Source organism: Hymenobacter lapidarius (assembly GCF_001816145.1).
Taxonomy (GTDB): domain Bacteria; phylum Bacteroidota; class Bacteroidia; order Cytophagales; family Hymenobacteraceae; genus Hymenobacter; species Hymenobacter lapidarius.
The window spans coordinates 1-23,119 of sequence record NZ_MDZB01000128.1 but is presented as its reverse complement, the minus strand read 5'-3'; the positions used below and the strand labels follow the sequence as shown (position 1 = coordinate 23,119).

Genomic DNA, 23,119 nt, shown 5'->3' with positions numbered 1-23,119 from the left:
CCAAACTGGTTAAGGCTGATGGTCAGGTCTTTCTGGCTTTTTTTGATGCGCTCTACTTCGCGGCGCAGCACCGTGTAGCCGTACAGCGACGGCTTGGTGACCATCAAGTTTACCCCTCCGGTGGTAAAAAAGGATGAAGAGGTGAAAAAAGAAGAGGTACCAGACCAGGAGGAGCTGAAGGAAAAAACCGTAGCTACCGTGACCGTCCAAGGCAACACGAACGCTCCGGACCTGACTGAGCTTGCTGGCACCGGCGACAAAGTGGTGGAGGAAGTTGTAGAAAACAAAGTCTACACCTACGTGGAGCAGATGCCGCAGCTACCCGGTGGTGGCGGCAACGGTGCCATTGTAGCAGCCATCCAGAAAGCAGTTAAGTACCCACCCCTGGCTCTCCGCAACCAAGTGGAAGGGCGCATCTTCGTAAGCTTCACGGTGAATGCCGAAGGCTTGGTTTCGGATGTGAAGGTGGTGAAAGGACTGGGCTCCGGCTTGGACGAGGAAACGGTACGGGCGGTAAAAACCCTGCCTAAATTCATTCCTGGCAAGCAGAACGGCCGCGCAGTTAGCGTGTCGTTCACGGTTCCGATTACGTTTAAGATTCAGTAAAGCATAGCACCGGCGCAAACCGGGACTACTCCTTAAAACCCCGAATCAAGCCTTACGGCTTGGCTCGGGGTTTTTCGTTGGGGCCAGCTACAGAACAGCGGGGATGATAATCGGCAAGCAAGGCCAGCCAGGAGCTTATCCGAAAGTTACCTGTCATGCCTCTCTGGCGTCCCAAAGGAAGTACCTGTTGCCGCTGAACCACCAACGCTGTCTACTATGCTTCGCAGACGGACGCCACATGAGCCTGACTGTTATTGTTAGGAAAAGCTTCAAGCGAGACACCCGTTGCGCCGATAGAAACAGTTTCAATAACGGCGGTTGAAAATACCAGAGCGGTGCTCTTGCCGTTGTGCCCGAAACGTAGTCAGCTCATCACCTTCCCAGCTTGGTTTACCATCGTTACAGGCCTGTATAACGAGTGTCCATAGCTGCTCTCAATGAGACGAAACTTCACTGAAACTATGAAAAGCGGCTAATTTTCGTCTTTTTTGTACGCTGCTTGTGTTATGGGCTCTGATAGGGCAGAAACCTTTAAGAGCTATTTCGCAGTTTACAACATCTCCATTCTTGCATTTTCCGCCTTATGCTTAACATTCCCACTACCGAGGAACGCCTCGGCAAGTCGCCCCAGCGGCTGGTGCGTTACTTTGTGCTCACCATGGCCTTGGTGTACCTGGGCCTGGGGGTGTGGCTTTGGGTAGCGGCTGACCGCCCCACAGTGCCGGGCCTCATCGAGCTGGGGCCCACGGCCCGCCGCGTGCTGGGCGCCGTATTTATGCTCTATGGCTTGATTCGGTTCATTCGCGGCTACCACACTTACTTCCGTAAAAAAACAACCCTACACGACAATGAATAAGCGCGCACACCACACTGCCACCAGTGTCCTTGCGGTACTGGCAGGCGCCATTGCCGTGGTTTCCTGCAATGGGCCCGGCACGCCCGGTGCGCAGGATACGCCCACTACCGGCAGCGTTGCGATAAGCGTGGACGAAACATTTGCCCCCATTTTGCAGGCGCAGATTGACACTTTTTCGAAGCTTTACCCGAGCGCGCGCGTGCAGGCTAGTTTTCAGCCCGAAGAAAAAGTAATGCTGGACCTCATCAACGACAAGGTAAAGCTGGTGGTGGTCACGCGTGAGCTGAATGCGGAGGAGAAAAGTGTATTCGATAAGCAAACCATTGTCCCGCGTATCACCCACATTGGCATCGATGGGCTGGCAATCGTGCTGCACAAGTCTAATCCTGATTCGCTCCTTACGGTGGCCCAGCTGGCTGACATATTTACCGGCAAGGTGAGCACCTGGAACCAGGTCAGCGGCAAGAAGGGGCTCGACGCCATCAACGTGGTGTTTGATGCCAACCGGAGCAGCACGGCTCGTTTTGTGCGCGATTCCGTGACGCGGGGCGCGGCCCTGACCCAGCGGGTGTTTGCGGCCACATCGAACCCAGCCCTGCTCGATTACGTTGCAACTCATCCGAACGCCATTGGTGTGGTGGGCGTAAACTGGATTTCTGACCGCGACGACCCGGCCGCCGTCAAGTTTTTTAACAAGGTGCGGGTAGCCAGCATCACGGCCCGGCCCAATCCCAAACCTAGCGACTACATTCAACCGTACCAGGTGTACCTGGCCGAGAAGACACCGGCACAGCTGGCAGAATACCCGGAGTTGCAGAATTACCCGCTTCGGCGCAACCTTTACATCATCAGCCGGGAGGCGCGCGCAGGGTTAGGCACGGGGTTTGCATCTTTCGTGGCAGGCAAGAACGGACAGCTGATTTTTCAGAAATCGGGACTGATGCCTGCCCAAATGCAGGCTCGCATTGTAACCACTCCTAAACTGTAAGCGCCATTCGCGCGTACTATTTTTCACTCATGCTTTTTCATCCTTTTTCTTTAACTATGAGTTTCAAGCCCTGGAAACAGCCGCTGCTCGCTGCCATTGCGATGGTAGCCGGCACTACGGCGGCCACCGCCCAAAACGTCCAAAGCGCCCAACGCGCCATTGAATTGGGCCGTTACAACGAAGCCCGTGCTACGCTGCGCCCCGGTTCCACACCCGAAGCGGCATTTGAGCTGGGTCGTCTGTACCAGATGCGCGACATGCCGGACTCGGCCGCCTTTTACTTCAACCGTGCCGCGGGCTCTACGCCCTTCGGGCAGGTAGCCGCCGGCCGGGCATTACTCGCCAAAGGCGAAGTGGGCCCCGCCGAGTCGCAGTTTGACGCAGCGATTAAAGCCACCAAAAGCAAAGACCCTAAAGTTCTTACGATGATTGCCCAAGCCTACGGCGAAAGCACTTCCAAGAACATGGGCAAGGCCCAGACGTACGTGACGGCTGCCCAAACGGCCAGCAAAGGCAAGGTTGACCCCGCGTTGATGGTAGCCCGTGGCGACATTTTCCTGCACTCGGACCAGGGGGGCGGCGAAGCCATGAGCAGCTACGACCAAGCTACTACCACCAACCCCAGCTACGCGCAGGCCTACTACAAGAAAGGCGTATTGAATGTGCGTTCGCGCAACTTCAACGCCGCCCGTGAAAGCCTGAGCAAAGCCATTGAGCTCGACCCAAGCTATGCTCCCGCTTACCGTGAGCTGGCCGACATGTACTACCTCGCCGGTCAGTATGACCTGGCGCTGAGTACCTTCCAGAAATACACTGGTTTGGCCGAGAAATCGTCTAGCACCGATGCTCAGTATGCTTCGTTCCTGTACCTCACCAAGAAATATCCGGAAGCATTGGTTGAAGTGACCAAAGTGCTTCAGGCCGACCCCACCAACCTGACCATGAACCGCCTGCGTCCTTACCTCTTGTATGAGACCGGTGACTTTGCTGGGGCAGCTACGGCCATGGAGACGTACATGAAGACCGTTCCGGCCGATAAGATTATCCCCGAAGACTACTCGTACCAGGGCCGTATTCTGGCTCGTGCCGGCAAGCCCGAAGAAGGCATTGCCGTGCTCAAAAAGGCAATTGCTGCCCAGCCCGACCCCGAGAAGCAGGCTGAACTGCAAGACGCACTGGCTACTGCTTACATTACCAAGAAAGACTACAAAGGCGCCATCTCGGTGTATAAGAAGAAGCTGGCTGGTGGCAGTGGCGACCTGACCGACCAGTTCCGCTTGGCTACCGCCTTCAACGGCAACAAGCAGTACACTCAGGCTGACAGCGTATACAATATTATTGTCACGGCTCGTCCTACCTATGCTCCGGGTCATTTGGCTCGGGCCAGTGTTAACTCCAACCTCGACCCCGATGCTAAGCAGGGTCTGGCTCGTCCTCACTACGAGAAATACATTGAGCTATCCAAAGCCGAAGGCGCTGAGCCTGCCAAGTTCCGCCAGGGACTGGTGGAATCCTACGGCTACCTTGGGGTGTACAACTTCCAGAAAGGCGACAAGGCTGCTGCATTGAGCAATTTTGAGCAAGTTCTGGTACTGGACCCCACCAATAAAGGTGCTCAGAACAACATCGACATTCTGAAAGCCAAGCCGCGCACTCCGGCAAAGTCTACTACTGCCAAAAAGAAGTAGTCCCGCTGAAACGTAAAAAGCCTCGCCGTACTCACGGCGAGGCTTTTTTTGCGTCTATTACCCAGCATTAGTTGTTGACCGCCCAGGCGCGCCACTTCTCCAATACAGCCGCAAAGTCCTCGGGCAGCTCCGCTTCAAAAAACACCTGCTCGCCTGATGTGGGGTGCACAAAGCCCAAGGAGCGGGCATGAAGCGCCTGCCGGGGCATAAGGGCAAAAGCATTTTCCACAAATGCACGGTAGGTGCCATTGCTTTGCCCCACGCGGATTCGGTCGCCGCCGTAGGGAGCATCAGAAAAGAGTGGATGGCCGAGGTACTGCATGTGAACCCGAATTTGGTGGGTTCGACCGGTTTCCAGCACGCAGCGCACCAGCGTCACGGGGCCAAAGCTCTCCAGCACCTCATAGTGCGTCACAGCAGGCTTACCCTGTTCGCCGGTGGGGTATACGGATTGCACCCTGCGGTCGCGCACGCTACGGCCAACATGGCCCCGAATGGTGCCGGTGGGGCCAGGTGGAGTGCCCCACACCAGCGCCAAGTAGCTGCGCTGGATGGTGTGATGGAAGAACTGATTGGACAAGTGGGTCATCGCAAAATCCGTTTTGCCGATGACCAACAGGCCGGAAGTGTCCTTGTCAATCCGATGCACGAGGCCGGGGCGAATGTTGCTATTGCGGCCGGTGGGCAAGTTAGCCAGATGGTGAGCCAACCCATTCACCAGCGTACCCTGCCAATGGCCGTACGCGGGGTGTACCACCAGCCCCGACGGCTTGTTCACGATGAGTAATTCCGCGTCTTCGTAGCGAATGTCAAGGGCCATTTCCTCCGGCACCACCCGGTCTTCGCGCGGCGGCTCGGGCAGCGTAATGGTGATGGTGTCCTGCGGCTTGACGCGGTAGTTGGGCTTCACGGGCGCGCCGTTGACCTCCACAGCCATGGCCCGGATAGCTTCCTGCACTTTATTGCGGGAAGTATTACGGAGCCGGCTCAGCACGTACTTATCGATGCGTAGCAGTTCCTGGCCCCGGTCTACCACAATGCGATGGTGCTCGTAGAGTTCGTCGCCCTCTGCCGCGTCCAGTTCGTCACCGGTCAATTCTTCGTCTTCTATCTCGTCGTTGGGTATCATGCTTGGGAAATTGTACATGAAAAAAGCCGGAGCGAGTGCTCCGGCTTTTTCACAGTAAAGCAGCGGGCGCTGCTTATTTCTTGGTTTTGGTTTTGGTCTTGCTGGGAGCAGGAACAGCGGCCGCAGGGGCCGGGGCCGGGCCCGACTTGATGGGTGCCGCAGCGCCGGGCGTAATGCCCATCTTCTTCAGCACGAGGTCTGAGATGTCGCCATCCTTGGGAGCGTGCAGCAACAGGGGGCTGCCGCCACCGTCGGAATTGAAGATGTAGGTGTAGCCGCTTTCTTCGGCTACTTCGTCAATGTTCTTCTGCAGCTTATCAAGCGCGGGCTTCAGCAGTGTCTGCTGCTTCTGCTGCAACGACTGCTCCGCGTTGCGCTGGAACTCCTGGATGGACTGCTGCATGTTCTGCAGTTCCTTCTCCTTGTCGGCCTTTACTACGTCGGTCATGGTGGGGCCACCCTGCTGGTAGGCCTTCACTTTGGTTTCAAACTCAGAGCTTTTGCTTTTCAGCTGAGCAGCCAACTGGTCGTTGTAAGTCTTGAGCTCCGATTCAATTTGCTTGCTTTCGGGCATCCGGGCCAACACGTACTGAACGTCGGTGTAGCCAATTTTCAAGGGGGCCTGGGCCTGCGCGGAAGTGGCAGCCAGGGTTCCGGCGGTCAGCAGAGCGGCGGCGAGCGTCAGACGAAAGATTTTCACGGGATTCATCAAAAGAAAAAGGGTCAGAAAATTATTGGAACAAAGGTAATTACTTCGGGCTCTTCTTCGTCACGCGGCTGGGTCTGGCAGCCGGCTTGGCCGCTTTGGGCTTGACGGTGGTTTCCGGAGCGCCCGAATCGGATTCAAAGTTGGGGTCAACGGGAGTTTTAGGCGGGGCCACGGTTTTCACCACTCCTTTGGGGCCGGGTTGGTTGCGGTCTTCGGCGCCAAGCCCCAGCTCCTCCAACACAAATTCGGTGTAGTCGTGCGCGGGGTTGGTGTAAAGCATGGTCACATCGCCCGATTTATCAAACAGCACCGCCAGCTGCTTCTTCTTGGCTACTTTCTCAACAGCCTCGAATACCTTGTCCTGAACGGGCTTGTTCAATTCCTGGCGCTTCTTGAAAATCTGGCCTTCGTAGCCGAATTGCTTGTTTTGGTACGCCTTGATGTCCTGCTCTTTTTTAAGAATTTCATCTTGGCGCTTCTTCTTCATGGGCTCGGTAAGCACCACCTCCTCGGCCTGATAACTGTGGTAAAGCTTGTCGAGGTCCTTTTTTTGCGCCTCGATTTCCTTCTGCCAGTTTTCCGACAACGCATTGAGTTCGTCCTGGGCTTTGGCAAACTCCGGCAGCTTGGCCATGATATACTCCGAATCTACCCACCCAAACTTCTGGGCCCGAACGTCGGATGATGCAGCAGTCAGCAAGAATGAGGCCAACAGCAGGCCAAGGATTTTCTTCATACCATAGGAAACGTGAAACCTCGCCGGCTAGTGCCCGGCTAGCGAATTTGCTGGCCGATGATGAAGTGGAAGTGGTTGGGGTCCTGCTTGCCCGCGTTGGCAGCGGTAGGAATAACGGTGTCAAAGCCGTGGCCGTAGTCAAACCCTAGCAAACCGAATGCCGACATGAAAATGCGGGCTCCCACACCCGCCGAGCGGTACAGCTTGTAAGGGTTGTAAGTCCCGTAAGAGCCGTAGGAATTACCAGCTTCCGCAAACGCCAGCACGTAGACCGTGGCGGCGGGATTGAGGCTGACGGGGTAGCGCATTTCCATCACATATTTGTTAAAGGCAATGCCGCCGGCTTGGTTTTGCTGGGCCGTGGGAATGGCAAAGGTGCTGTTGGGGTCTTCGTAACCCCGCAGGCCCACGAAGTCGGTGCCCACCAGAAAGTTGCCACCGCCGTTGTTGCCCAAGCCGGCACCGCCCATCTTAAACCGCTCGAACGGGCCAATCTGGCGGGCGGAGTTGTAGTTGCCAATGAAGCCGAAGTGAGCCCGTGTGTTTAGCACCAGCTTGCCCACAATGGGCGTGAACCACGACGCATCAAACATCCACTTGTGGAATTCAATGAGCTGTCTGGAGTTGGGATGGTTGGGATTGAGCAGCGAATACGGCGGCGTCAGGTTCACGCTCAGGCTGAGCGCGGAGCCCCGACGGGTGTAAGTAGGGTTGTCGATGCTGTTACGCGCCAGCGTAGTGTTCAGGGTAATATTGGTGGCAAAGCCTGACGTGAAGCCTGGCAGCAACTGGTAATTCTGCGTCTGGTATTGGCTTATCGCCAGCGAATTACTCAGCGTGAAGTAGTCATCTGGCACCCGCAGCTGACGTCCCAAGCCCACTGTGGCACTTTTTACCTTAATGAAGCTGTCGCCGGAAGCATCCAAGGCCCGACCGGCGCGCTGAATGCTGTAGTTCAAGCTGGCCGAGAAAGAATTGGGGCGCCGTCCGCCCAGCCAAGGCTCTGTGAAAGAAAAAGAATACGCCTGGTACTGCACCCCATTGGCCTGCACGTTGAGTGCCAGCCGTTGGCCATCGCCGGAAGGCACGGGCGTCCAGTTCCGCAAAGTGCCGGCTTTGCGCAGCGAGAAGTTATTAAATACCAGGCCCACCGTGCCAATGAAACCCGCGAAACCGCCCCAACCACCCGACAAGGTCACTTGGTCTGACGGCTTTTCCACTACGGTGTAGTTAATGTCCACCGTACCATCTACCGGGTTTGGAATGGGGTTGATGCCGATTTTTTCGGGGTCGAAATAGCCCAGCGTGGCAATCTCCCGCTGCGAGCGGATAAGCAGTTCCCGGTTAAACTTATCGCCGGGCAGCGTGCGCAAGGTGCGGCGCAGCACGTGGTCGCTCGTCTTGGTATTGCCCGCAATGTTGATGTCCTTGATGTGCGCCTGCACCCCTTCGCTCAAGCGCATCTCAATGTCAATGGAGTCGCCTTCCACCTTGGTTTCGACGGGGTCGATGGTGAAAAACAGGTAACCATCGTTAAGGTAAAGCGACGAGATGTCCTGTCCGGTGGGGTTGTAGTTCAGGCGCTTGTCCAGAATTTCCTTGCTGTAAGGGCTGCCGGGCTTGATGCCGAGCACGCTGGCTAGGGTCTTGTCGTCGTAGAGGTAGTTGCCGTTCCAGGTAATGTGGCGGAAGTAGTACTTGGGGCCCTCATCCATCACAATGCGCAGGGCCAAGCCCTCTTCGTCGCGCACCAGCGTGTCACTCACAATCGTTGCGTCACGGTAGCCTTCGGCGTTATAGAACTCCAAAAGCTTTTTCTTGTCCTCTTCGTATTCTGCCCGCTGAAACTTGCCGGCAGTGAGAATTTTATACGGCTTACGCTCCTTGGTTTTCTTCAACTTGCTTTTCAGCTTGTAGTCCGAAAAGGCTTCGTTGCCCTCAAAGGCAATGTCGTGAATCCGGACTTTGGCGCCCTTGTCCACATCAATGCGCAGTGCCACACTGTTCGACAGCGACGAATCCGCCACCTGCATAATATTCACTTTGGCGTCCAAGTAGCCTTTGTTCACGAAGAACTTACGCACCTGGGTCCGCGTGTTGTTTATCAGCGCGTCGGTCACTACTTTACCCCGAATCAGCGTAATCTTCTTCGTCAGGTCTTCGGTCTGGCTTTTGCGAATGCCGGTGAACGTAAATTTCGACAACCGAGGGCGCTCCTTCAGATTGTAATCGAGGAAAATTTTGTTCCCTTCGATGCGAGCAATGCTCACGCTCACATCGCCCAGAATGCCCTGGGCCCAGAGCTTACGAATGGACTTGCCAATTTCCTCACCCGGCACCTGAATAACGTCTCCTACCCGCAGGCCGGTTAGGCCAATTAGGGTATTGGGGTCCAGGTACCGAGCGCCACTCACCGTAATACCGCCCAACTCATACCGCTTGGGTTCTTCTGCCTGCTGCGCCATTACCGGACGAGCCAGGAGGCCGCCTAGCACCGCAAGGGTCAGTATACACTTTACAAAAAGATTACGCACAATAATCATTACAAGAAGTTAAGATACAGCAATTTGCTCGCTGGTTTTTCCAAAACGCCGCTCCCGGCGCTGGTAGGCTCGAATAGCCTCCTGAAAATGCTGCTTCCGGAAATCAGGCCACAACAAATCGGTGATGTATAGTTCAGTATAGGCCAGCTGCCACAGCAAAAAGTTACTGATACGTTGCTCGCCGCTCGTGCGAATGAGCAGTTCAGGGTCGGGCATGTTGGCGGTTACCAGGTAGCTGGCCACCGTGGCCTCGGTCACGTCGGCGGGTTTCAGCTTTCCTTCGGCCACGTCGGCCGTCATGCGTTTGGATGCCTGGGTCAGGTCCCAACGGCCGCTGTAGCTCAGGGCCAGCACCAACGTCATGCGGGTTCCGGCCTTGGTTAGTTCTTTGGCTTCGGCCAGCTCGCGCTGGCAGTTTTTAGGAAGCGCAGCAATGTCACCAATAGATTCGAGGCGGATGCTGTTTTTGAGCAGCGTAGCCGTTTCCTGCCGGATGGTGTGCACCAGCAGCTGCATCAGGGCCATTACCTCCAGCGCGGGCCTGTTCCAGTTTTCAGTAGAAAAAGCGTACAGCGTGAGGTAGCGCACGCCGAGCTCGGCTGCTTCCTCCACGGTTTCGCGCACCGCGGTAATGGCACTTTGGTGCCCGAACACGCGCAGGCCGCCCCGCTGCTTGGCCCAACGCCCGTTACCATCCATGATAACGGCCACGTGGGCGGGAATATTCTGAGTATCTATTTCGGCCTTGCCGGTCATCCTTGCGGTTTCGCTAAAAGAGCCCGCAAGTTACGGAAATGGTTGCATTTAGGTGCTGCCCTTCTCGCATCACCGAAGCCCACTCCCGGGCAAGCCATGGGATTTTATTGAAACAAGACCTATTTGAGCAGCTTTGGATTGTCCTTGTACTGGTCGGGGCAAAGTATTTTATAGAAGGTATAGGACAAGCTGATGCCGCTATAATAATACCAATCCTGGTCGTTTCGATTGACCAAGAGCTGGTCCTGCTCACTCAAATGGTCAAGCTTGTCAGTAAAAGCCTTGCGCGCCCCGGTCTCCAATCCAAGGTTGAGGTGTTCCGAAAGGGCGTACTTAATGCCCACACCAGCTGGTATGGCAAAGCCCAGCATACCGCCTTTGCCATGATACTCGCTACCAACTGTGGTGTTGTTGCTGACGGTGCTCGTATTGGCATAAAAAGCTGCCAAACCAACGAAAACGTACGGGGTGAAATGTATTTTATCGGTGCGTTTGTGGTACTCTCTAAAGTTATACTCCACCACAGCAGAAGCCTCGAGCAACCCGCCTTTGGTATTGGCTTGCCGATAATTTTGTAAAGGTGGCACAGTGCCGTTTACACCTTTCACGTTTTCATCAGCAGCCCGGAGAAAGCCACCCGTTAGGCCTCCGCGCAGGGTAATCGGCACCGACATGTCCTTCCGATAAAAGGCCGTCAAGGCCGGCCGGTTATTCAGAAACTGGTACTTGGGGGAAACCTCACCCCGGTAGTTGGTGGCGCCAAGGCCAATACCTACCTCACTGGTAGTCTGCGCGTTGGCAAACAGGCAAAAAAATGCACTCCCCGCTTGCGCGATGCAAGCGAGGAGTGCGGTCTTGAAAACAGAATTCGTCATTCAAACTGACTGTAAAGTAAAAAATCAGCCAGCAAAAGTGGCTAGCGGAATTTAGGGTTCTTGATGCGAGGCGTCAAGATGTAGTTTAGGGTCACACCTGTAACGATGTACCAGTCCGTTCTATTGCCATTATCGCCGCGGGCCGCGCCCTCGCTGGTAAAGCCAGGAAAAGAGCCACGACCAGGCTCGGAGTTCGAGATGCTGCGCGTGATATCATTGCCGAAATACCGTTGCGCATCGGAACCAGTCAGGTTATTACGACCTGCAAACTTGCCTCCTACATCGTCTAGATAGTCGAAGAAGGTTTTGCGCCATCCAATTTCCAGGCTGGCATCGAAATTACGGTTAATGCGGTAACGAATACCACCACCGAAAGGAATGGAAAACTGGGTCTTACTATAAGCCGACGCCTGATTTTCGGTGCGCAACTCAGCTAACGACACGTATTCTCCCTCGGTAAGTCCCAAGTCGTTAGGCCCTACTAAACCTTTCGGATTGTGGTAAAAACCAGCAACGCCTGCGAATACATACGGCACAAAGTCCGGACGCTTGAGGTAATTGTTACGGTTTTCAATCAGGTCAAATATTGCAACAGCCGAAGCTTCTACCATATCGTTCCGGAAAGTAAAATTCCGGTTGTAGCGGAATTTAGCGTCGCCATCGTTCGGGTCAGCAGCAAGTTTGTCATCGCCGGATATACGGCCGTAAGAAAGGCCAAACCGGCCCGACAAACGCGGGTAGAAGCGACGGGTGAGCGACACCCCAGCACCGACGCGGGTAGCACCGAGGCGCAGGCTGGTGAAGTTAGTAACCGGCGTAACATCGCCGAAATAGTTCAGCGCGTTTAGGCTGAAGCCCACCGAATTGTACTGCTTCCGCTTACTAAATTGCTGGGCATCTGCGTCTGGCGTGGCCACTAAGGCTAATCCGAGCACAACGGCCGTAGAATACGTGAAAATATTTTTCATAAGGCAACTAAAATGTTGAGGCGAAGTGCGGGAGCAGAGGCCTACGCAGAACATGCGCAGTTTCAGACAGTGACAAAAGTAGGGCTAATCGGGAACTAAAAAAACTTTTGGGAATATTTTAAAACAGAAATAGCGTAGTTAGGATTGAATACCAGCAGGATTCCGACGGTCCAAGCCCCAGTTTAACTTGCTGCGCAACGTGCTGAGAAAGTTAACATGGTTGAGCTTAACTAAGCGGGCATTAAATGTTTCGCGACGCACGGCAATCTGAACGGAAGCCTCTACGGGCAGGGAACGAGAATCGAGCGCGAGCATATAGCTGGTGCTACGGCCTTCAATTTCGAAGGATATGACGCTCTGGTCGGACACTACAAGTGGGCGTACGTTCAAATTGTGGGGACATACGGGAGCAATGATAAAATTGTTGGTTTGGGGCAGCATAACAGGCCCCCCGCAGCTCAGTGAATACCCCGTCGAACCGGTTGGCGTGGCCACAACCAAGCCATCGGCCCAATAAGAATTGAGGTATTCGCCGTCGATGTACGTATGAACGACAATCATGGATGACGTATCGCGCTTTAACACGCTGAATTCGTTGAGCCCAAAGTTGAGGTTCCCAAATACATCGGGGTCAGTATCGACCCGAATCAGGCTTCGCTCTTCGATGTTGAAGTGGCCCTTATACAGGGCATCGATGGCTTGGGCAATGCGGTCGGGCGTGATGGTGGCCAGAAAACCCAGGCGGCCGGTGTGAATGCCCAAAATCGGAATTTGGAGGCTGCCGACGTAAGTTACGGTATCGAGCAGGGTGCCGTCGCCGCCAATGCTGAGCACGTACTGCACCCCGCGAAGGGAGTCGCCGCGCCGGAACTCGGTGGTCCCTTCGGGCAGGCGCAGGCGGTGGTCGAGGAAGGTGCGGAAGGCTTCGCCAATGAGGACTTCGGCCCGGCGAGCGGCCAGGTCGTCGAGCAGCGCCTGGATGGCCGGGGCGGCTTCGTCATCGAATGGCTTGCCGAGAATGGCGATTTTCATGCAAAAACAAAAAAGGGAACAAACTGGCCAAGAGGCAAAAAGGACTTAAAAACCGCAGCACTAGATAGGAAACGATGCCCGGAAAAAATACCCGGTTTGGCCCAAGCCGTTCAGGGTGTACTCGGCCGTGAAAACCCGGTCGTAATAGGTGACAAGATGGAGGCCGACGCCTCCGGCGGTTAACAACCGATTGGGCAACCGGTTCTGAAACCGCTGGCCGGGGGCGGATACGTACCCGGCATCGACAAAGATATTCAGGTACAGCGCTAAGGGAATGGTGTTGATTTTCGGATTGTCGAGGGATTCGAGCTTGATGGGGCTGGGTTTGAGCAGCCGGTAGGAGATGCCTTGCTGCAGCAGGCCGTAGTGGCGGCCGTCGATTACGTACTGGTCGTAGCCCCGCACGAGGTCTTCGTAGCCCAGGGCGCGGGAGTCGGCGTAGGCGAGGCGGCGGGCAATGCGGGCCTGACCGGTAAGGCCGGCGGAGTAATGTAAACCATGGCCCAGGGGGAGGTAGCGGGCATATTTCACGCGCAGCGTGGTGAAGCTGGGCGTAACGGCGTCGAGGAATACCCGGTGCGTGAGCCGGAACTGTGCAAACTGCCCGGCCAGTGGATAGGCAAAGGTGTTGCGTTGGTTACGGGTGCTGGTCAGGGTCAGGTCGAGGAACTCGCGTTGGGTGCGGCCCTGGTAATAGTTGGGGTTGAAGTAATTGACGGAATCGGTGATGCGCTCGCGGTGGTAAGAGGCATCGAAAGCAGTGAGAAACTGTACGGTGTGCCGGAAGCGCACCCCTGCCGTGGCGTAGAAGCGCTGAATGGGAAATCCTGCATCGGCTCGCAACGCGACCAGTTCATCGGCGCGGGTGAGGTAGTCCAAGGTTCGGCTTTGGCTGAAAGAGCCGCCCACGCCCACGCCAATGCGGCGGTAGCGGCCCAAACCAGGCGCTTCGTAGAACAGCTCGTACTTGCGATTGAACCCCAGCTGCAGGTTGGCAATAATCTGCTCGTTACGGCCGCGGAAGTTGCTGCGCGTGAGGTGGAGGCCGTAGTCCAGGCGGCGCCCGCGGTCGGGGCGGTCCAGCCAGGAACGGAGGTTGCGGTCGGCCAGGGACAGAATGGGGACCGGAAACGTGTACCACCGCTCTTGTACCCCAAACACGATGATGAGCCCAGTGCCCGTACAGCTGGACTGCACCACCACCGCGTGAAACAGCTGCAGGTTGAACAGCCGGCTCCGGTTGGCTTCGAGGCGGGCGGGCAAGTCGGCCAGGGTCAGGGTGTCGCCTTCATGGAAATCCAACTCGACGCGCAGGATTTGCTCTTTGGTAATGGCATTGCCGCCAAAAATAATGGTGGCAACCGGCGCCCGCACCAGCTCCGGACAAGGCATAACGCGCACCAGCGTATCGGTGGGCGCTACTGTTGTCACTGCGAGTGGTGCTGGCCAGCGTTGGGGCGGGGCCACGCCCCACCCCAACGCTGGCCAGCACCACTCGCAGTGACAACAGTAGTATTCCTAACAACACCCGAATTTAGACGCTCAAGTACCGCAGGAGGGCGTCGTAGCGCTCCTGCTCGTCTTCGGTGGCCACGACCGTGCCGCTGAACTGCGCCGCTACTACGTAGCCAAACCGCTCCAAAGTGGCCGTGATGCGGGCCAGATTATCGGTATTAAGCTTGAGGGTGAGGCGAATACGAAAAGGGTCAGCTTCGTCCTGCGCCACGTGGGCGCTGACAATCTTGGCGTTATTCTCCTCGATGTACCGGCTGATTTGGGTCAGGGAGTAGTCCCGCTCTTCCATGGTGAGGATGAGAATACCGCCGCCCTGGCCGCCCGCGGGCTGTTGGCCAAATGCAGCAATGGCGTCGGCAATGGTAACCACGCCTGCGTACTCGTGCTGCTCGTCGACGACGGGCACCAGCTGGATTTTATTTTCAATGGCCAGCTCCATCACCCGATAAAAGTGCTGGTCGGGGCGCACGTAGGCATCAGCGTAGCCCAGGGTCAGTTCCGAAAGCAGGGTTTCGGGGTTGTCGAAATCAGCCAGGTCGGCTTCGGTAACGAGGCCGCGGTAGTGGCGATTGTCGAGTACGGGCAGCTGCGCCACGTGAAATTCATCGAGCCAGCGTGCTGCTTTGCCTGCCGAATCGGTGCCCTTCAAAGGCGGAATCATTTCGTTGAGTAAATCTTCGGCGAGCAGGGCGGGCATGGGTTCTATCAGTTATGAATGCCTTGGGAATGGATAGTTGGCGGACTGAAAGGATAGTCGGAAGGCACAGGGCACCACCCCAAAGGGCAGCAGGATAGCAGGTAACAGCTGAGGCAGCGGAATGATAACCGAACTTACGCGGCCACGGCAACTACCGGTTCGGTTGTACGCAAAAACCGGCGCAAATAAGTATTGAATCCCACAGGACGCTCCATCATGGGCGCGTGGCAGCAGTGGTCAAGGAAACGCAGCTCGGCGTGGGGCAACAGCCGGGCAAATTCGTGGGCCACGGGCGGCGGGGTAATGGTGTCGTTCAGGCCCCAGACAAGCAGTACGGGCACGGTAATTTTGGTGAGCTCCTTGCTCAGATTATGCCGTTGCGCCGAGCGGGCAATGGCAATCATACGCAAGCACTTGGCATTTGAGTTGGTGACGTTGAAAACCTCGTCTACCAGTTCCTGGGTGGCCAGGGTGGGGTCGTAGAACGTGAAACCGACCCGTTCCTTCACGTAGGCATAATCGCCCCGCTTGGGAAACGACGCGCCCATGCTGTTCTCGAACAGGCCACTGCTGCCCGTGAGCACAATGCGGTTGACCCGCGCGGGATTTTTGAGGGCGTACACCAGCGCCACGTGGCCTCCGAGCGAGTTGCCCAGCAGGGTGAAACTGGCCGGCAGCCCAATGGCGGCCACGAAGCCTTCGACGTAGGCCACCAGGCCCGGCACGCCGGCCTGGGAAAGGGGCATTTCGTACACGGGCAGCAGCGGAATGATGACGCGGTGGTCGGTTGCGAACTCGCTCACCACGTCCTGCCAGTTGCTCAGGGCCCCAAACAAACCGTGCAGCAACAAAAGCACCGGACCCTGGCCCTCCTCTACAAACTCATACCCATGCTGATGCTGGCGGCGCAGTTCCATCTCGTTTCTCGTCAATTTGCGGCGTTTTGGCAATGATACAACAACGGAGCCAATTCCCCAAAATGGCGAGTCCGTGCGGCGTCAGCAGGGCCTCGGGGTGAAACTGAACGCCAAAAAGCGGCAGCGAACGGTGGCGCAAAGCCATTAATTCCGGATTTGGGCCGGTGGTGTGGGCCAACGGCACCACCTGAGGCGGCAGCGGCGCACCAACGATAAGGGAGTGGTAGCGGGTGACTTTCTGAATGGCGGGCAAGCCGGCAAAGAGCGGCTCGGTGGTGTCGCACCACATTTCGGCCACTTTGCCGTGCATGGGCCGGGCCGCCCGGACCACGCTGGCGCCAAAAAACTCGCCCAGGGCTTGGTGGCCCAGGCACACGCCCAGCATGGGCACGTGTTGATAACAGGCCTGGATGAGGGCGGGCATCACGCCGGCCTGCGCCGGCGTACCCGGCCCTGGCGACAATACAATGCCGTCGAATTCCAGCGCCTGCAGCTCCGCAAGGGCCACGTCGTTGCGGCGTACCAGCACCTCGGCTCTCAGCTGGCGCAGGTAATCAGCCAGGGTGAAGGTGAAGGAATCGAAATTATCGAGCAGCAGCAGACGCACGGTTGCAGGGCAGGTATCAGGAACGGAATGCAGGAAGCAGCTAGTCAGCTACTCATTAACACTAAACGATTGCTGACCGACAACAAAGGTATTCAGGCCCTCAACGCATCTGTCATCCTGAGCCTGCGAAGGACCTTGTGCTGTTGGTACGACTAGCAGTAATTTCAGCCGACACCAACGTGAGAAGGTCCTTCGCAGGCTCAGGATGACAGTTGTTTTAGGACGTGTAACAGCTTCAACTTAAAAGGCATACTTGCCTCCGAAGGCTGACTTTATCTCAACCAACAGGTCCTGCGCCACGGGCAACACATAGGCCGTGATTTGGAGGGCGACGGGGGTGGCCTGCTGCACAATGGGCAGCACTTGCGAGCCTGCCACCAGCCCCGGAGAAAGCAGGGTGAGGCCGGCCAGCCCGGTGCCGTGGAGCAGCAGGCTCAGGCCCAGCACCCACTTCAGCACCCCGGCCGTCCCGCCCAGCAGATTGTCCAGCACCCCCAGCGGCGTGAGATGCACAGCCGTTTTGAGCAGCCCCCCGAGCAGGTGCACGCCCCACATAATGGCCACGAACACCAGCGCAAACGCCACCAGCGGCAACATGCCAAAGGCGTCGCCCACGTAGTGCCGCACCAGCGGCACCGCCGCCGACAACAAGCTCAGCCCGCCCACCACGCCCAGCACAAACGCCAGCAGCGACACCACTTCCAGCACCAGCCCCCGCCGGAACCCTTTCACGGCCCCAATGCCGAGCGGAAGCAAAAGCAGGATGTCAAGGGCCGTCATGGGTAGAATTAAAGGACAACGAAGAACGTCATGCTGAGCGTAGCCGAAGCATCTCTACCGCAGTAGTAAGCTAATCAGTCGAAATTACTTGCGTAGTAGAGATGCTTCGGCAAGCTCAGCATGACGTTTTTACTAGTCTTCCCTGTCTATAGATTGGTGTTGTTCAGCAAGTGGCTGAGGACGTCGGAGATGCGCTTGCCGTCGGCCTGGCCGGACAGCTCGCGGGCGGCTACTCCCATCACCTTGCCGAGGTCGGAAGGGCCCTGGGCACCCACGCGCTGGATGATGAGCACGAGGCGCTCCACCAAATCGGCTTCGGAGAGCTGGGCGGGCAGGAATTCTTCAATGATGGCCAACTCGGCCAGCTCGTTCTCTTCCAGCTCGGAGCGGAACTGCTCTTTGTAGATGGTGGCCGCGTCGCGGCGCTGCTTGGCCGCTTTGTTGAGCAGCTTGAGTTCGGCATCGGGGGCGAGGGCCGCCCCGTTGGCACCTTCGGCGGTTTCGGCCAGCATAATCTGCGATTTGATGCTGCGCAGGGTGGTGAGGCGCACTTTATCTTTGGCCAGCATGGCTTGCTTAATGGCGGCGTCGATGGTGTCTTTGAGCATGGGGAGGGCGAATTGGCGGGTTAGCGCGTGGAAGAATGGGGGAACGGGCCAGCTGCTCCCGGCAGCGGGGCGGTGCAGGCCGTAATTTCGCCCCGAAGCTACGGCTTTGGGCCCGCAAGCAGGCCGGAGGCTGCCGCAGCGCGGCCGGTCAGGCCCCGAATCAGCCAAAACCGCCGCTCGCTTGTTTTCCATCCTTTCAAACCTGATTTCACTGCTCCCCTCGTGACCAAGCTCAGCGTCAACATTAACAAACTGGCTACCCTGCGCAATGCCCGGGGCCACAACCGCCCCGATATTCTGCAGGCCGCCCGCGACATAGAGCGGTTCGGGGCCGAAGGCATCACGGTGCACCCGCGGCCCGACGAGCGCCACATCCGCTACCAGGACGTGCGCGACCTGAAGGCCGTGGTGACCACCGAGCTAAACGTGGAAGGCAACCCCACGCCCGACTTTCTGGACCTCGTGCGCGAAGTGCGCCCCGAGCAAGTGACGCTGGTGCCGGATGCGCCCGACGCCATTACCTCCAACGCGGGCTGGGATGTCATCAAGCACCAACACTTCCTGCGCGACGTGGTGGCCGAACTCAAGGAAATGGGCTGCCGCGTGAGCATCTTCCTCGATACCGACCTGCCGCTAGTGGAAGCAGCCGTGAGCACCGGCACCGACCGCATCGAGCTCTACACCGAAGCTTATGCCCAGCAGTACCTGGCCGACCGGGAACGGGCCGTGGCTCCCTACCGCGCCGCTGCCGCCCGCGCAGGGCAGCTGGGCCTGGGCGTGAACGCCGGCCACGACCTCGACCTCGACAACTTGGCCTGGCTGAAACAGCAGCTGCCGGAACTGGCCGAAGTGAGCATCGGGCACGCGCTGGTGTGCGATGCGCTTTATCTGGGACTCGAAAACACCGTACAGCTATACAAGCGACAGCTGCGGTAACAACGCAACTCCGTGCCGCAGTGCCAAGGGCTTGCCGGTTGCCTTAACAATAGGTCAAGCGGCTTTCTGCACCGCACATCTTTCTGCTAACTGCTCACTGCTAACTGACCCCCATGCCCCGCTATACCCTGCCCGAATTCCAAGCCCTGCCCTACCCGCTGCTCGATGTGCGCGCGCCCATCGAGTTTGCCCAGGGCCACGTGCCGGGGGCGCTTAACATGCCGCTCTTCACCGATGAGGAGCGGGCCCTCATTGGCACTACCTACAAGCAGGTGAGCCAGGACCGCGCCGTGCACCTGGGCCTGGAGTTTTTCGGCCCGAAGATGTCGGCCATGGTGAAGCAGGCGCAACGGCTGGCGCAGGGCAAGGAAGTGCGCCTGCACTGCTGGCGCGGCGGCATGCGGAGCGGGGCCGTGATGTGGCTGCTGGAGCTGGGCGGCTTTAAGGTTCATCTGCTCGACAAGGGCTATAAGGACTTTCGCCGGGACGTGCTGGCGTCTTTCGCGGCGCCGCGCGAGTGGCGGGTGCTGGGCGGCCTCACCGGCAGCGGCAAAACCGATGTGCTGCACGCCCTGGCAGCTGCGCCCCACGCCCAGCCCGTGCTCGACCTCGAAGGCCTGGCCAACCACAAGGGCTCCGCTTTTGGTGCCATTGGCCAGCCTGCCCAGCCCACCCAGGAGCAGTTTGAGAACAACCTGGCCGCCGCCATAGCCGCCCTGCCCCCCAACGTGCCCGTGTGGGTAGAAGACGAAAGCCGGCAGATTGGCCGGCTCACCATCCCACCCGCGCTGTTTGCCCAGCTGCGCAGCGCCCCGCGCTGGGTACTGGAAGTGCCCCGGACAGCCCGCGTAAGCAAATTGGCCGCCGAATACGGCGCGGAGGACCCCACGGAGCTGGCCGCTTCCATCGAGCGCATCCAGAAGCGCCTGGGGGGCCTGGCCACCCAGCAAGCTCTGGACGCAGTCGAAGCCGGCGATTTTTCCCTGATGGTGGAGCTGGTGCTCGATTACTACGACAAGACCTACACCTACGGCTTGGCCCAGCGCCCCAACGAGCCCGACCGCACGTTTGTGCCAGTGAGCGGCTGCGACCCGGCCGAAAACGCGGCCGTCCTCCTAGAGTCATTGGCCAGCGTGCCCCAATAGTCTATTGCGGGGCATAAGTAACGCCTAGCTGATGGGCACCTTGCGCAGAATGGCCTCAATCAGGTCCTGCGTTCGGATGCCATCGGCCTCGGCTTCGTAGGTGAGCAGAATGCGGTGGTTGAGCACGTCGGCGGCCACTTCTTTGATGTCTTCGGGCAGCACGTAGTCGCGGCCTTCCAGGTAAGCCACGGCTTTGGAGGCCCGGTGCAGCGCGATGCTGGCCCGCGGGCTGGCCCCAAACTGCACCGCCTGCGCAAACTCGGGCAGGTCATAGTCGGCGGGCCGGCGCGTGGCAAACACCAGCTCAATGAGGTACTTCTCCAGCGTTTCGGAAATCTGTACCTGGTTGATTTGATGCCGAATGCCGAAGATATCGGCCTGCGTGAGCACGGGCTGCACGTCTTCCACAAAGCTGAGGTTGGCCATGCGGCGCATTACCTCTAGCTCGTCGGCTTTTTTGAGGTAGTCCACGTGCACTTTCAGCATGAAGCGGTCTACTTGGGCTTCGGGCAGCGGGTAGGTGCCCTCCTGCTCCACAGGGTTTTGGGTGGCCAGCACCAGAAACGGCAAATCCAGCGGGTACGTGGTTTCGCCAATGGTCACCTGCTTCTCCTGCATGGCCTCCAGCAGGGCGCTCTGCACCTTGGCTGGCGAGCGGTTGATTTCGTCGGCCAGCACGAGGTTGGCGAAAATCGGCCCCTTTTTCACCTCAAACACCGATTGGTTCTGGTTGTAAATCATGGTGCCCACCAGGTCGGAAGGCAGCAGGTCGGGCGTGAACTGCACCCGCTGGAAGTGCAGGTGCAGCACCTTGGCCAGAGTAGAAATGGTGAGGGTTTTGGCCAGACCCGGCACGCCCTCCAGCAGGATGTGCCCGCCCGTAAACAGGCCAATGAGCAGTCGGGTGAGCAGCGGCTGCTGGCCCACCACCACCTTGCCCATCTCGGCAAATACCTGGCGAATGAGAGGGTAGTAGTCGACGGGGACAGCCGGCGAATCAGGAATATCAGAAGCAGGAAGCATAGCTCAGCAGGGGCAAAACAACTACTGCAAGGTAGGCATAAGCTGGCCTGGTAAGGCCTAGTGGCAGCCACCCTGGCTGGTAGTTGCGCCTCCGCGCAGCCACAAGCGGTACTCCAGGTTGGAATTACCCGCACGGCTACCCGCCGCTTTTCCCGAAAAGCGCCCGCCCGGCAAACGTAAGCACATCTGCCGTATTGGCTCGTGCCACCCGGCTGCACAGCGGGTTATTTTAGTCTTTAATTCCTACTCTCACAATTCAATAGTTGCTAACTTAGGGTGCGAAACCGCAATATGTAATTGCTTTATAGTAAGCCTAAAACCAAATACAAACCAATAGCGTAACTGGGTATCTCTGCACTGTTGTTGCGCTTGCCTGTGCTGCCAGGGGTGTTTATCGGGTAGCAGGTCTAGTCCATCAATCTGCCGTAGCCACCCGTGACGCCTGCATTTTTTCAACCATCATTAACCACGCTGTATGAAATCATTTCTGCTCAACAACTTCTTACCAAGCGTATTCATCGTCTTGATGGCAACTGCGGTAGCAGTGGCTCAGCCAGGAAGCGGCGGGCCCATGCCCGGCACCACTCCCCCCGACCCCACGGCCGTGCCCATTGATGGAGGCGTTTCCCTGCTGCTAGCCGGTGGCGTAGCATACGGCCTGAAGCGCCTGCGCAGCCGTCGCCGCAAAGCGTAGCCAAGCGGCTGGACAATACCGAGCGGCTCTCCCGGAAGGAAGAGCCGCTTTTTTATACCTCATTTGCTTCTTCCCTGCTTTCGCTTATGTCCGCAACTGCTTCCATTTCCCCTCCTCCTGCCAACAACCGGGTTCTGTACCGTTTTATCGCGACAGCCGCGGTGATGTTTCTGGTGTGGTTTTTTGGTTACGAGCAGTGGCTGAAGCCTGATGGCCGGCTGGACGCAGTACTGTGCGAGCAAATCACGCAGGCAGGCGTGGGCTTGTTGCGGGCGTTGGGGTTTGATGCCACCATCAGCGCTTCGAATGCCCAGCTGGTGGTGATGAGCGGCCAGCCCGCCGTCATCATCGGCACGCCCTGCAACGGGCTCGTGCTATACGCCTTGTTTGCGGGGTTCGTGGCTGCTTTTCCGGGGCCGTGGCGGCGCAAGCTCTGGTACATTCCCGCCGGCATCGCCCTCATCTGGTGCCTCAACGTGGTGCGCGTGGCCGCGCTGGCCATCAACCACCAGTACTCCCAGGCCTCGGTTGATTTCAACCACCATTACACCTTCACCTTCGTAGTGTACGCCTTTATTTTTGGGCTGTGGATGCTATGGGCCCGCCGCCTGGCCCTGCCCACCGGCCCACCGGCGTCGGCCCAAACCCAACTTCAGTAAGGAAGCAACGTGGCAGCATTACCGCAGCACCCCTCTCGCGCCACCCACTGGTTATTGGTGGGCGGGCTGGTTGTACTGTTACTGCTGATTGGGGTCTATGATGAGCCCATTCTGCAGTTCCTCACCAGCACGTGGCAAGAAGCCCTTGCTGTTCTGGGGTTGAAGGACTACGCCGATTCTTTGCAGCAGGGAATAAACGGCGGCATTACCAAGCGCTTGCTGCCGGCAGTGGCCACCTATGCGGTGCTTTACCTCAGCACCTGTTTCCTCCTACTGCGCTTGTTGCTACCGGATGCCGGGCAATGGCGTTTGGCTCTGTTGTTTTATGCGGGCGCGTTGGCCATGTACGCCGCCATCGTGGTGCTCAACAAGTTCACGGGCAGCACCGAGTGGGCCTATCGCCTCAGCCGGCAGTTGCTGGATTTCGTCATCAGCCCCTTGCCGGTAGCTGGCTTGGTGGTGCTTTTCAAATCGGGCCTGGGAACCGCGGTTGGAACCCCACCGCAGCGCTTGCCCTAAAAAGAAAAAGCCTCCCGTCCAGGAGGCTTTTTCTTTTTATACTCGTCGCGAAGTGAAGTGCGAATAAAGGCTTAAAATTGTGCCATGGAAGTACGGCTTTCCGATGCGGAGCGGCAGTTGCTGCGGCAAGCGC

The 23,119-nt window shown here is 57.7% G+C and carries 24 protein-coding genes; 9 read left to right on the top strand and 15 right to left on the bottom strand.

Annotated elements, in window-relative coordinates; translation table 11 throughout:
* Positions 1-120: 120 nt before the first annotated feature.
* From BEN47_RS14635 to BEN47_RS14620, 4 genes are all read left to right on the top strand, one after another.
* Complete coding sequence (locus tag BEN47_RS14635; RefSeq protein WP_070729156.1) at positions 121-606, top strand: energy transducer TonB; 486 nt, start codon at positions 121-123, stop codon at positions 604-606.
* A 583-nt stretch (positions 607-1,189) separates the two neighbouring features.
* Positions 1,190-1,462 carry a hypothetical protein gene (locus BEN47_RS14630; protein ID WP_070729154.1) on the top strand — a complete coding sequence of 91 codons (273 nt, stop codon included), beginning with the start codon at positions 1,190-1,192 and terminating at the stop codon, positions 1,460-1,462.
* A complete protein-coding gene (locus BEN47_RS14625; protein WP_070729151.1) occupies positions 1,455-2,450 on the top strand; it encodes a PstS family phosphate ABC transporter substrate-binding protein in 996 nt (331 codons plus the stop codon). The genes BEN47_RS14630 and BEN47_RS14625 overlap by 8 nt, the downstream gene beginning before the upstream one ends.
* A gap of 56 nt (positions 2,451-2,506) precedes the next feature.
* Positions 2,507-4,138: a tetratricopeptide repeat protein gene (locus BEN47_RS14620; RefSeq protein ID WP_070729149.1), complete on the top strand. Its 1,632-nt coding sequence runs from the start codon at positions 2,507-2,509 to the stop codon at positions 4,136-4,138.
* A gap of 67 nt (positions 4,139-4,205) precedes the next feature.
* Here the strand turns inward: BEN47_RS14620 and BEN47_RS14615 are convergent, their stop codons facing one another.
* The 14 genes from BEN47_RS14615 to BEN47_RS14550 all read right to left on the bottom strand — a co-directional run bounded on the left by BEN47_RS14615 (position 4,206) and on the right by BEN47_RS14550 (position 18,010).
* Positions 4,206-5,285, bottom strand: a complete 1,080-nt coding sequence (locus tag BEN47_RS14615) for an RluA family pseudouridine synthase (RefSeq protein ID WP_239691621.1) — start codon at positions 5,283-5,285, stop codon at positions 4,206-4,208.
* A 55-nt stretch (positions 5,286-5,340) separates the two neighbouring features.
* Positions 5,341-5,967, bottom strand: a complete 627-nt coding sequence (locus BEN47_RS14610) for an OmpH/Skp family outer membrane protein (RefSeq protein WP_239691620.1) — start codon at positions 5,965-5,967, stop codon at positions 5,341-5,343.
* Between the two features lie 49 nt (positions 5,968-6,016).
* Entirely contained in the window at positions 6,017-6,712 is a 696-nt protein-coding gene (locus BEN47_RS14605; RefSeq protein WP_070729143.1) for an OmpH/Skp family outer membrane protein, read from the bottom strand.
* Positions 6,713-6,750: 38 nt separating this feature from the next.
* On the bottom strand, positions 6,751-9,207 hold the full coding sequence (gene bamA, locus BEN47_RS14600) for an outer membrane protein assembly factor BamA (protein ID WP_239691619.1): 2,457 nt from the start codon (positions 9,205-9,207) through the stop codon (positions 6,751-6,753).
* A gap of 57 nt (positions 9,208-9,264) precedes the next feature.
* Entirely contained in the window at positions 9,265-10,011 is a 747-nt protein-coding gene (uppS, locus tag BEN47_RS14595) for an undecaprenyl pyrophosphate synthase (protein WP_070729141.1), read from the bottom strand.
* Positions 10,012-10,130: 119 nt separating this feature from the next.
* The gene (porG, locus tag BEN47_RS14590) at positions 10,131-10,886 is read right to left on the bottom strand and encodes a type IX secretion system protein PorG (protein WP_070729138.1); all 756 of its coding nucleotides are present in this window, start codon (positions 10,884-10,886) and stop codon (positions 10,131-10,133) included.
* Between the two features lie 41 nt (positions 10,887-10,927).
* Positions 10,928-11,854: a DUF6089 family protein gene (locus BEN47_RS14585; RefSeq protein ID WP_070729136.1), complete on the bottom strand. Its 927-nt coding sequence runs from the start codon at positions 11,852-11,854 to the stop codon at positions 10,928-10,930.
* 138 nt (positions 11,855-11,992) lie between these two features.
* Positions 11,993-12,886, bottom strand: coding sequence for an NAD kinase (locus BEN47_RS14580; RefSeq protein WP_070729134.1), 894 nt, complete (start codon positions 12,884-12,886; stop codon positions 11,993-11,995).
* Between the two features lie 60 nt (positions 12,887-12,946).
* Entirely contained in the window at positions 12,947-14,317 is a 1,371-nt protein-coding gene (locus BEN47_RS14575; RefSeq protein ID WP_125921701.1) for a BamA/TamA family outer membrane protein, read from the bottom strand.
* A 103-nt stretch (positions 14,318-14,420) separates the two neighbouring features.
* Positions 14,421-15,098 (bottom strand): CBS domain-containing protein, encoded by a 678-nt coding sequence (locus tag BEN47_RS14570; protein ID WP_083322450.1) that lies wholly within the window; start codon positions 15,096-15,098, stop codon positions 14,421-14,423.
* A 134-nt stretch (positions 15,099-15,232) separates the two neighbouring features.
* Positions 15,233-16,015 (bottom strand): alpha/beta fold hydrolase, encoded by a 783-nt coding sequence (locus BEN47_RS14565; RefSeq protein WP_070729130.1) that lies wholly within the window; start codon positions 16,013-16,015, stop codon positions 15,233-15,235.
* Positions 15,981-16,622, bottom strand: a complete 642-nt coding sequence (locus BEN47_RS14560; RefSeq protein WP_070729127.1) for an anthranilate synthase component II — start codon at positions 16,620-16,622, stop codon at positions 15,981-15,983. Before BEN47_RS14560 ends, BEN47_RS14565 begins: the two co-directional genes overlap by 35 nt.
* Before the next feature lie 240 nt (positions 16,623-16,862).
* Positions 16,863-17,402 (bottom strand): CvpA family protein, encoded by a 540-nt coding sequence (locus BEN47_RS14555; RefSeq protein WP_070729126.1) that lies wholly within the window; start codon positions 17,400-17,402, stop codon positions 16,863-16,865.
* A gap of 146 nt (positions 17,403-17,548) precedes the next feature.
* Entirely contained in the window at positions 17,549-18,010 is a 462-nt protein-coding gene (locus tag BEN47_RS14550) for a GatB/YqeY domain-containing protein (RefSeq protein WP_070729125.1), read from the bottom strand.
* Positions 18,011-18,232: 222 nt separating this feature from the next.
* Here BEN47_RS14550 and BEN47_RS14545 point away from each other — a divergent pair, with 222 nt between their 5' ends.
* Positions 18,233-18,946, top strand: coding sequence for a pyridoxine 5'-phosphate synthase (locus BEN47_RS14545; RefSeq protein ID WP_070729124.1), 714 nt, complete (start codon positions 18,233-18,235; stop codon positions 18,944-18,946).
* 113 nt (positions 18,947-19,059) lie between these two features.
* Positions 19,060-20,091: a tRNA 2-selenouridine(34) synthase MnmH gene (gene mnmH, locus BEN47_RS14540; protein ID WP_070729123.1), complete on the top strand. Its 1,032-nt coding sequence runs from the start codon at positions 19,060-19,062 to the stop codon at positions 20,089-20,091.
* 24 nt (positions 20,092-20,115) lie between these two features.
* On the opposite strand, the gene BEN47_RS14535 is transcribed toward mnmH, so the two are convergent.
* Entirely contained in the window at positions 20,116-21,114 is a 999-nt protein-coding gene (locus tag BEN47_RS14535; RefSeq protein WP_070729122.1) for an AAA family ATPase, read from the bottom strand.
* 475 nt (positions 21,115-21,589) lie between these two features.
* On the opposite strand from BEN47_RS14535, the gene BEN47_RS14530 reads away from it, so the two are divergent.
* The 3 genes from BEN47_RS14530 (at position 21,590) to BEN47_RS14520 (ending at position 22,986) form a co-directional block, all read left to right on the top strand.
* Positions 21,590-21,808, top strand: a complete 219-nt coding sequence (locus BEN47_RS14530; protein ID WP_070729121.1) for a PID-CTERM protein-sorting domain-containing protein — start codon at positions 21,590-21,592, stop codon at positions 21,806-21,808.
* A gap of 86 nt (positions 21,809-21,894) precedes the next feature.
* A complete protein-coding gene (gene xrtX, locus BEN47_RS14525; protein ID WP_083322449.1) occupies positions 21,895-22,467 on the top strand; it encodes an exosortase X in 573 nt (190 codons plus the stop codon).
* Between the two features lie 9 nt (positions 22,468-22,476).
* On the top strand, positions 22,477-22,986 hold the full coding sequence (locus BEN47_RS14520) for an XrtX-associated membrane protein (protein WP_125921700.1): 510 nt from the start codon (positions 22,477-22,479) through the stop codon (positions 22,984-22,986).
* The last annotated feature ends 133 nt before the right edge of the window (positions 22,987-23,119 follow it).

What these genes read in the sequence shown, in the direction of transcription:
- porG (WP_070729138.1), bottom strand. Translation starts at nt 10,886, where the DNA reads ATGACGAATTCTGTTTTCAAGACCGCACTCCTCGCTTGCATCGCGCAA.
- BEN47_RS14530 (WP_070729121.1), top strand. Translation starts at nt 21,590, where the DNA reads ATGAAATCATTTCTGCTCAACAACTTCTTACCAAGCGTATTCATCGTC.
- uppS (WP_070729141.1), bottom strand. Translation starts at nt 10,011, where the DNA reads ATGACCGGCAAGGCCGAAATAGATACTCAGAATATTCCCGCCCACGTG.
- BEN47_RS14585 (WP_070729136.1), bottom strand. Translation starts at nt 11,854, where the DNA reads ATGAAAAATATTTTCACGTATTCTACGGCCGTTGTGCTCGGATTAGCC.
- BEN47_RS14535 (WP_070729122.1), bottom strand. Translation starts at nt 21,114, where the DNA reads ATGCTTCCTGCTTCTGATATTCCTGATTCGCCGGCTGTCCCCGTCGAC.
- BEN47_RS14570 (WP_083322450.1), bottom strand. Translation starts at nt 15,098, where the DNA reads ATGCCCGCCCTGCTCGCCGAAGATTTACTCAACGAAATGATTCCGCCT.
- BEN47_RS14630 (WP_070729154.1), top strand. Translation starts at nt 1,190, where the DNA reads ATGCTTAACATTCCCACTACCGAGGAACGCCTCGGCAAGTCGCCCCAG.
- BEN47_RS14620 (WP_070729149.1), top strand. Translation starts at nt 2,507, where the DNA reads ATGAGTTTCAAGCCCTGGAAACAGCCGCTGCTCGCTGCCATTGCGATG.
- mnmH (WP_070729123.1), top strand. Translation starts at nt 19,060, where the DNA reads ATGCCCCGCTATACCCTGCCCGAATTCCAAGCCCTGCCCTACCCGCTG.
- BEN47_RS14625 (WP_070729151.1), top strand. Translation starts at nt 1,455, where the DNA reads ATGAATAAGCGCGCACACCACACTGCCACCAGTGTCCTTGCGGTACTG.
- BEN47_RS14555 (WP_070729126.1), bottom strand. Translation starts at nt 17,402, where the DNA reads ATGACGGCCCTTGACATCCTGCTTTTGCTTCCGCTCGGCATTGGGGCC.
- BEN47_RS14580 (WP_070729134.1), bottom strand. Translation starts at nt 12,886, where the DNA reads ATGAAAATCGCCATTCTCGGCAAGCCATTCGATGACGAAGCCGCCCCG.
- BEN47_RS14615 (WP_239691621.1), bottom strand. Translation starts at nt 5,285, where the DNA reads ATGTACAATTTCCCAAGCATGATACCCAACGACGAGATAGAAGACGAA.
- BEN47_RS14550 (WP_070729125.1), bottom strand. Translation starts at nt 18,010, where the DNA reads ATGCTCAAAGACACCATCGACGCCGCCATTAAGCAAGCCATGCTGGCC.
- xrtX (WP_083322449.1), top strand. Translation starts at nt 21,895, where the DNA reads ATGTCCGCAACTGCTTCCATTTCCCCTCCTCCTGCCAACAACCGGGTT.
- BEN47_RS14565 (WP_070729130.1), bottom strand. Translation starts at nt 16,015, where the DNA reads ATGGAACTGCGCCGCCAGCATCAGCATGGGTATGAGTTTGTAGAGGAG.
- BEN47_RS14605 (WP_070729143.1), bottom strand. Translation starts at nt 6,712, where the DNA reads ATGAAGAAAATCCTTGGCCTGCTGTTGGCCTCATTCTTGCTGACTGCT.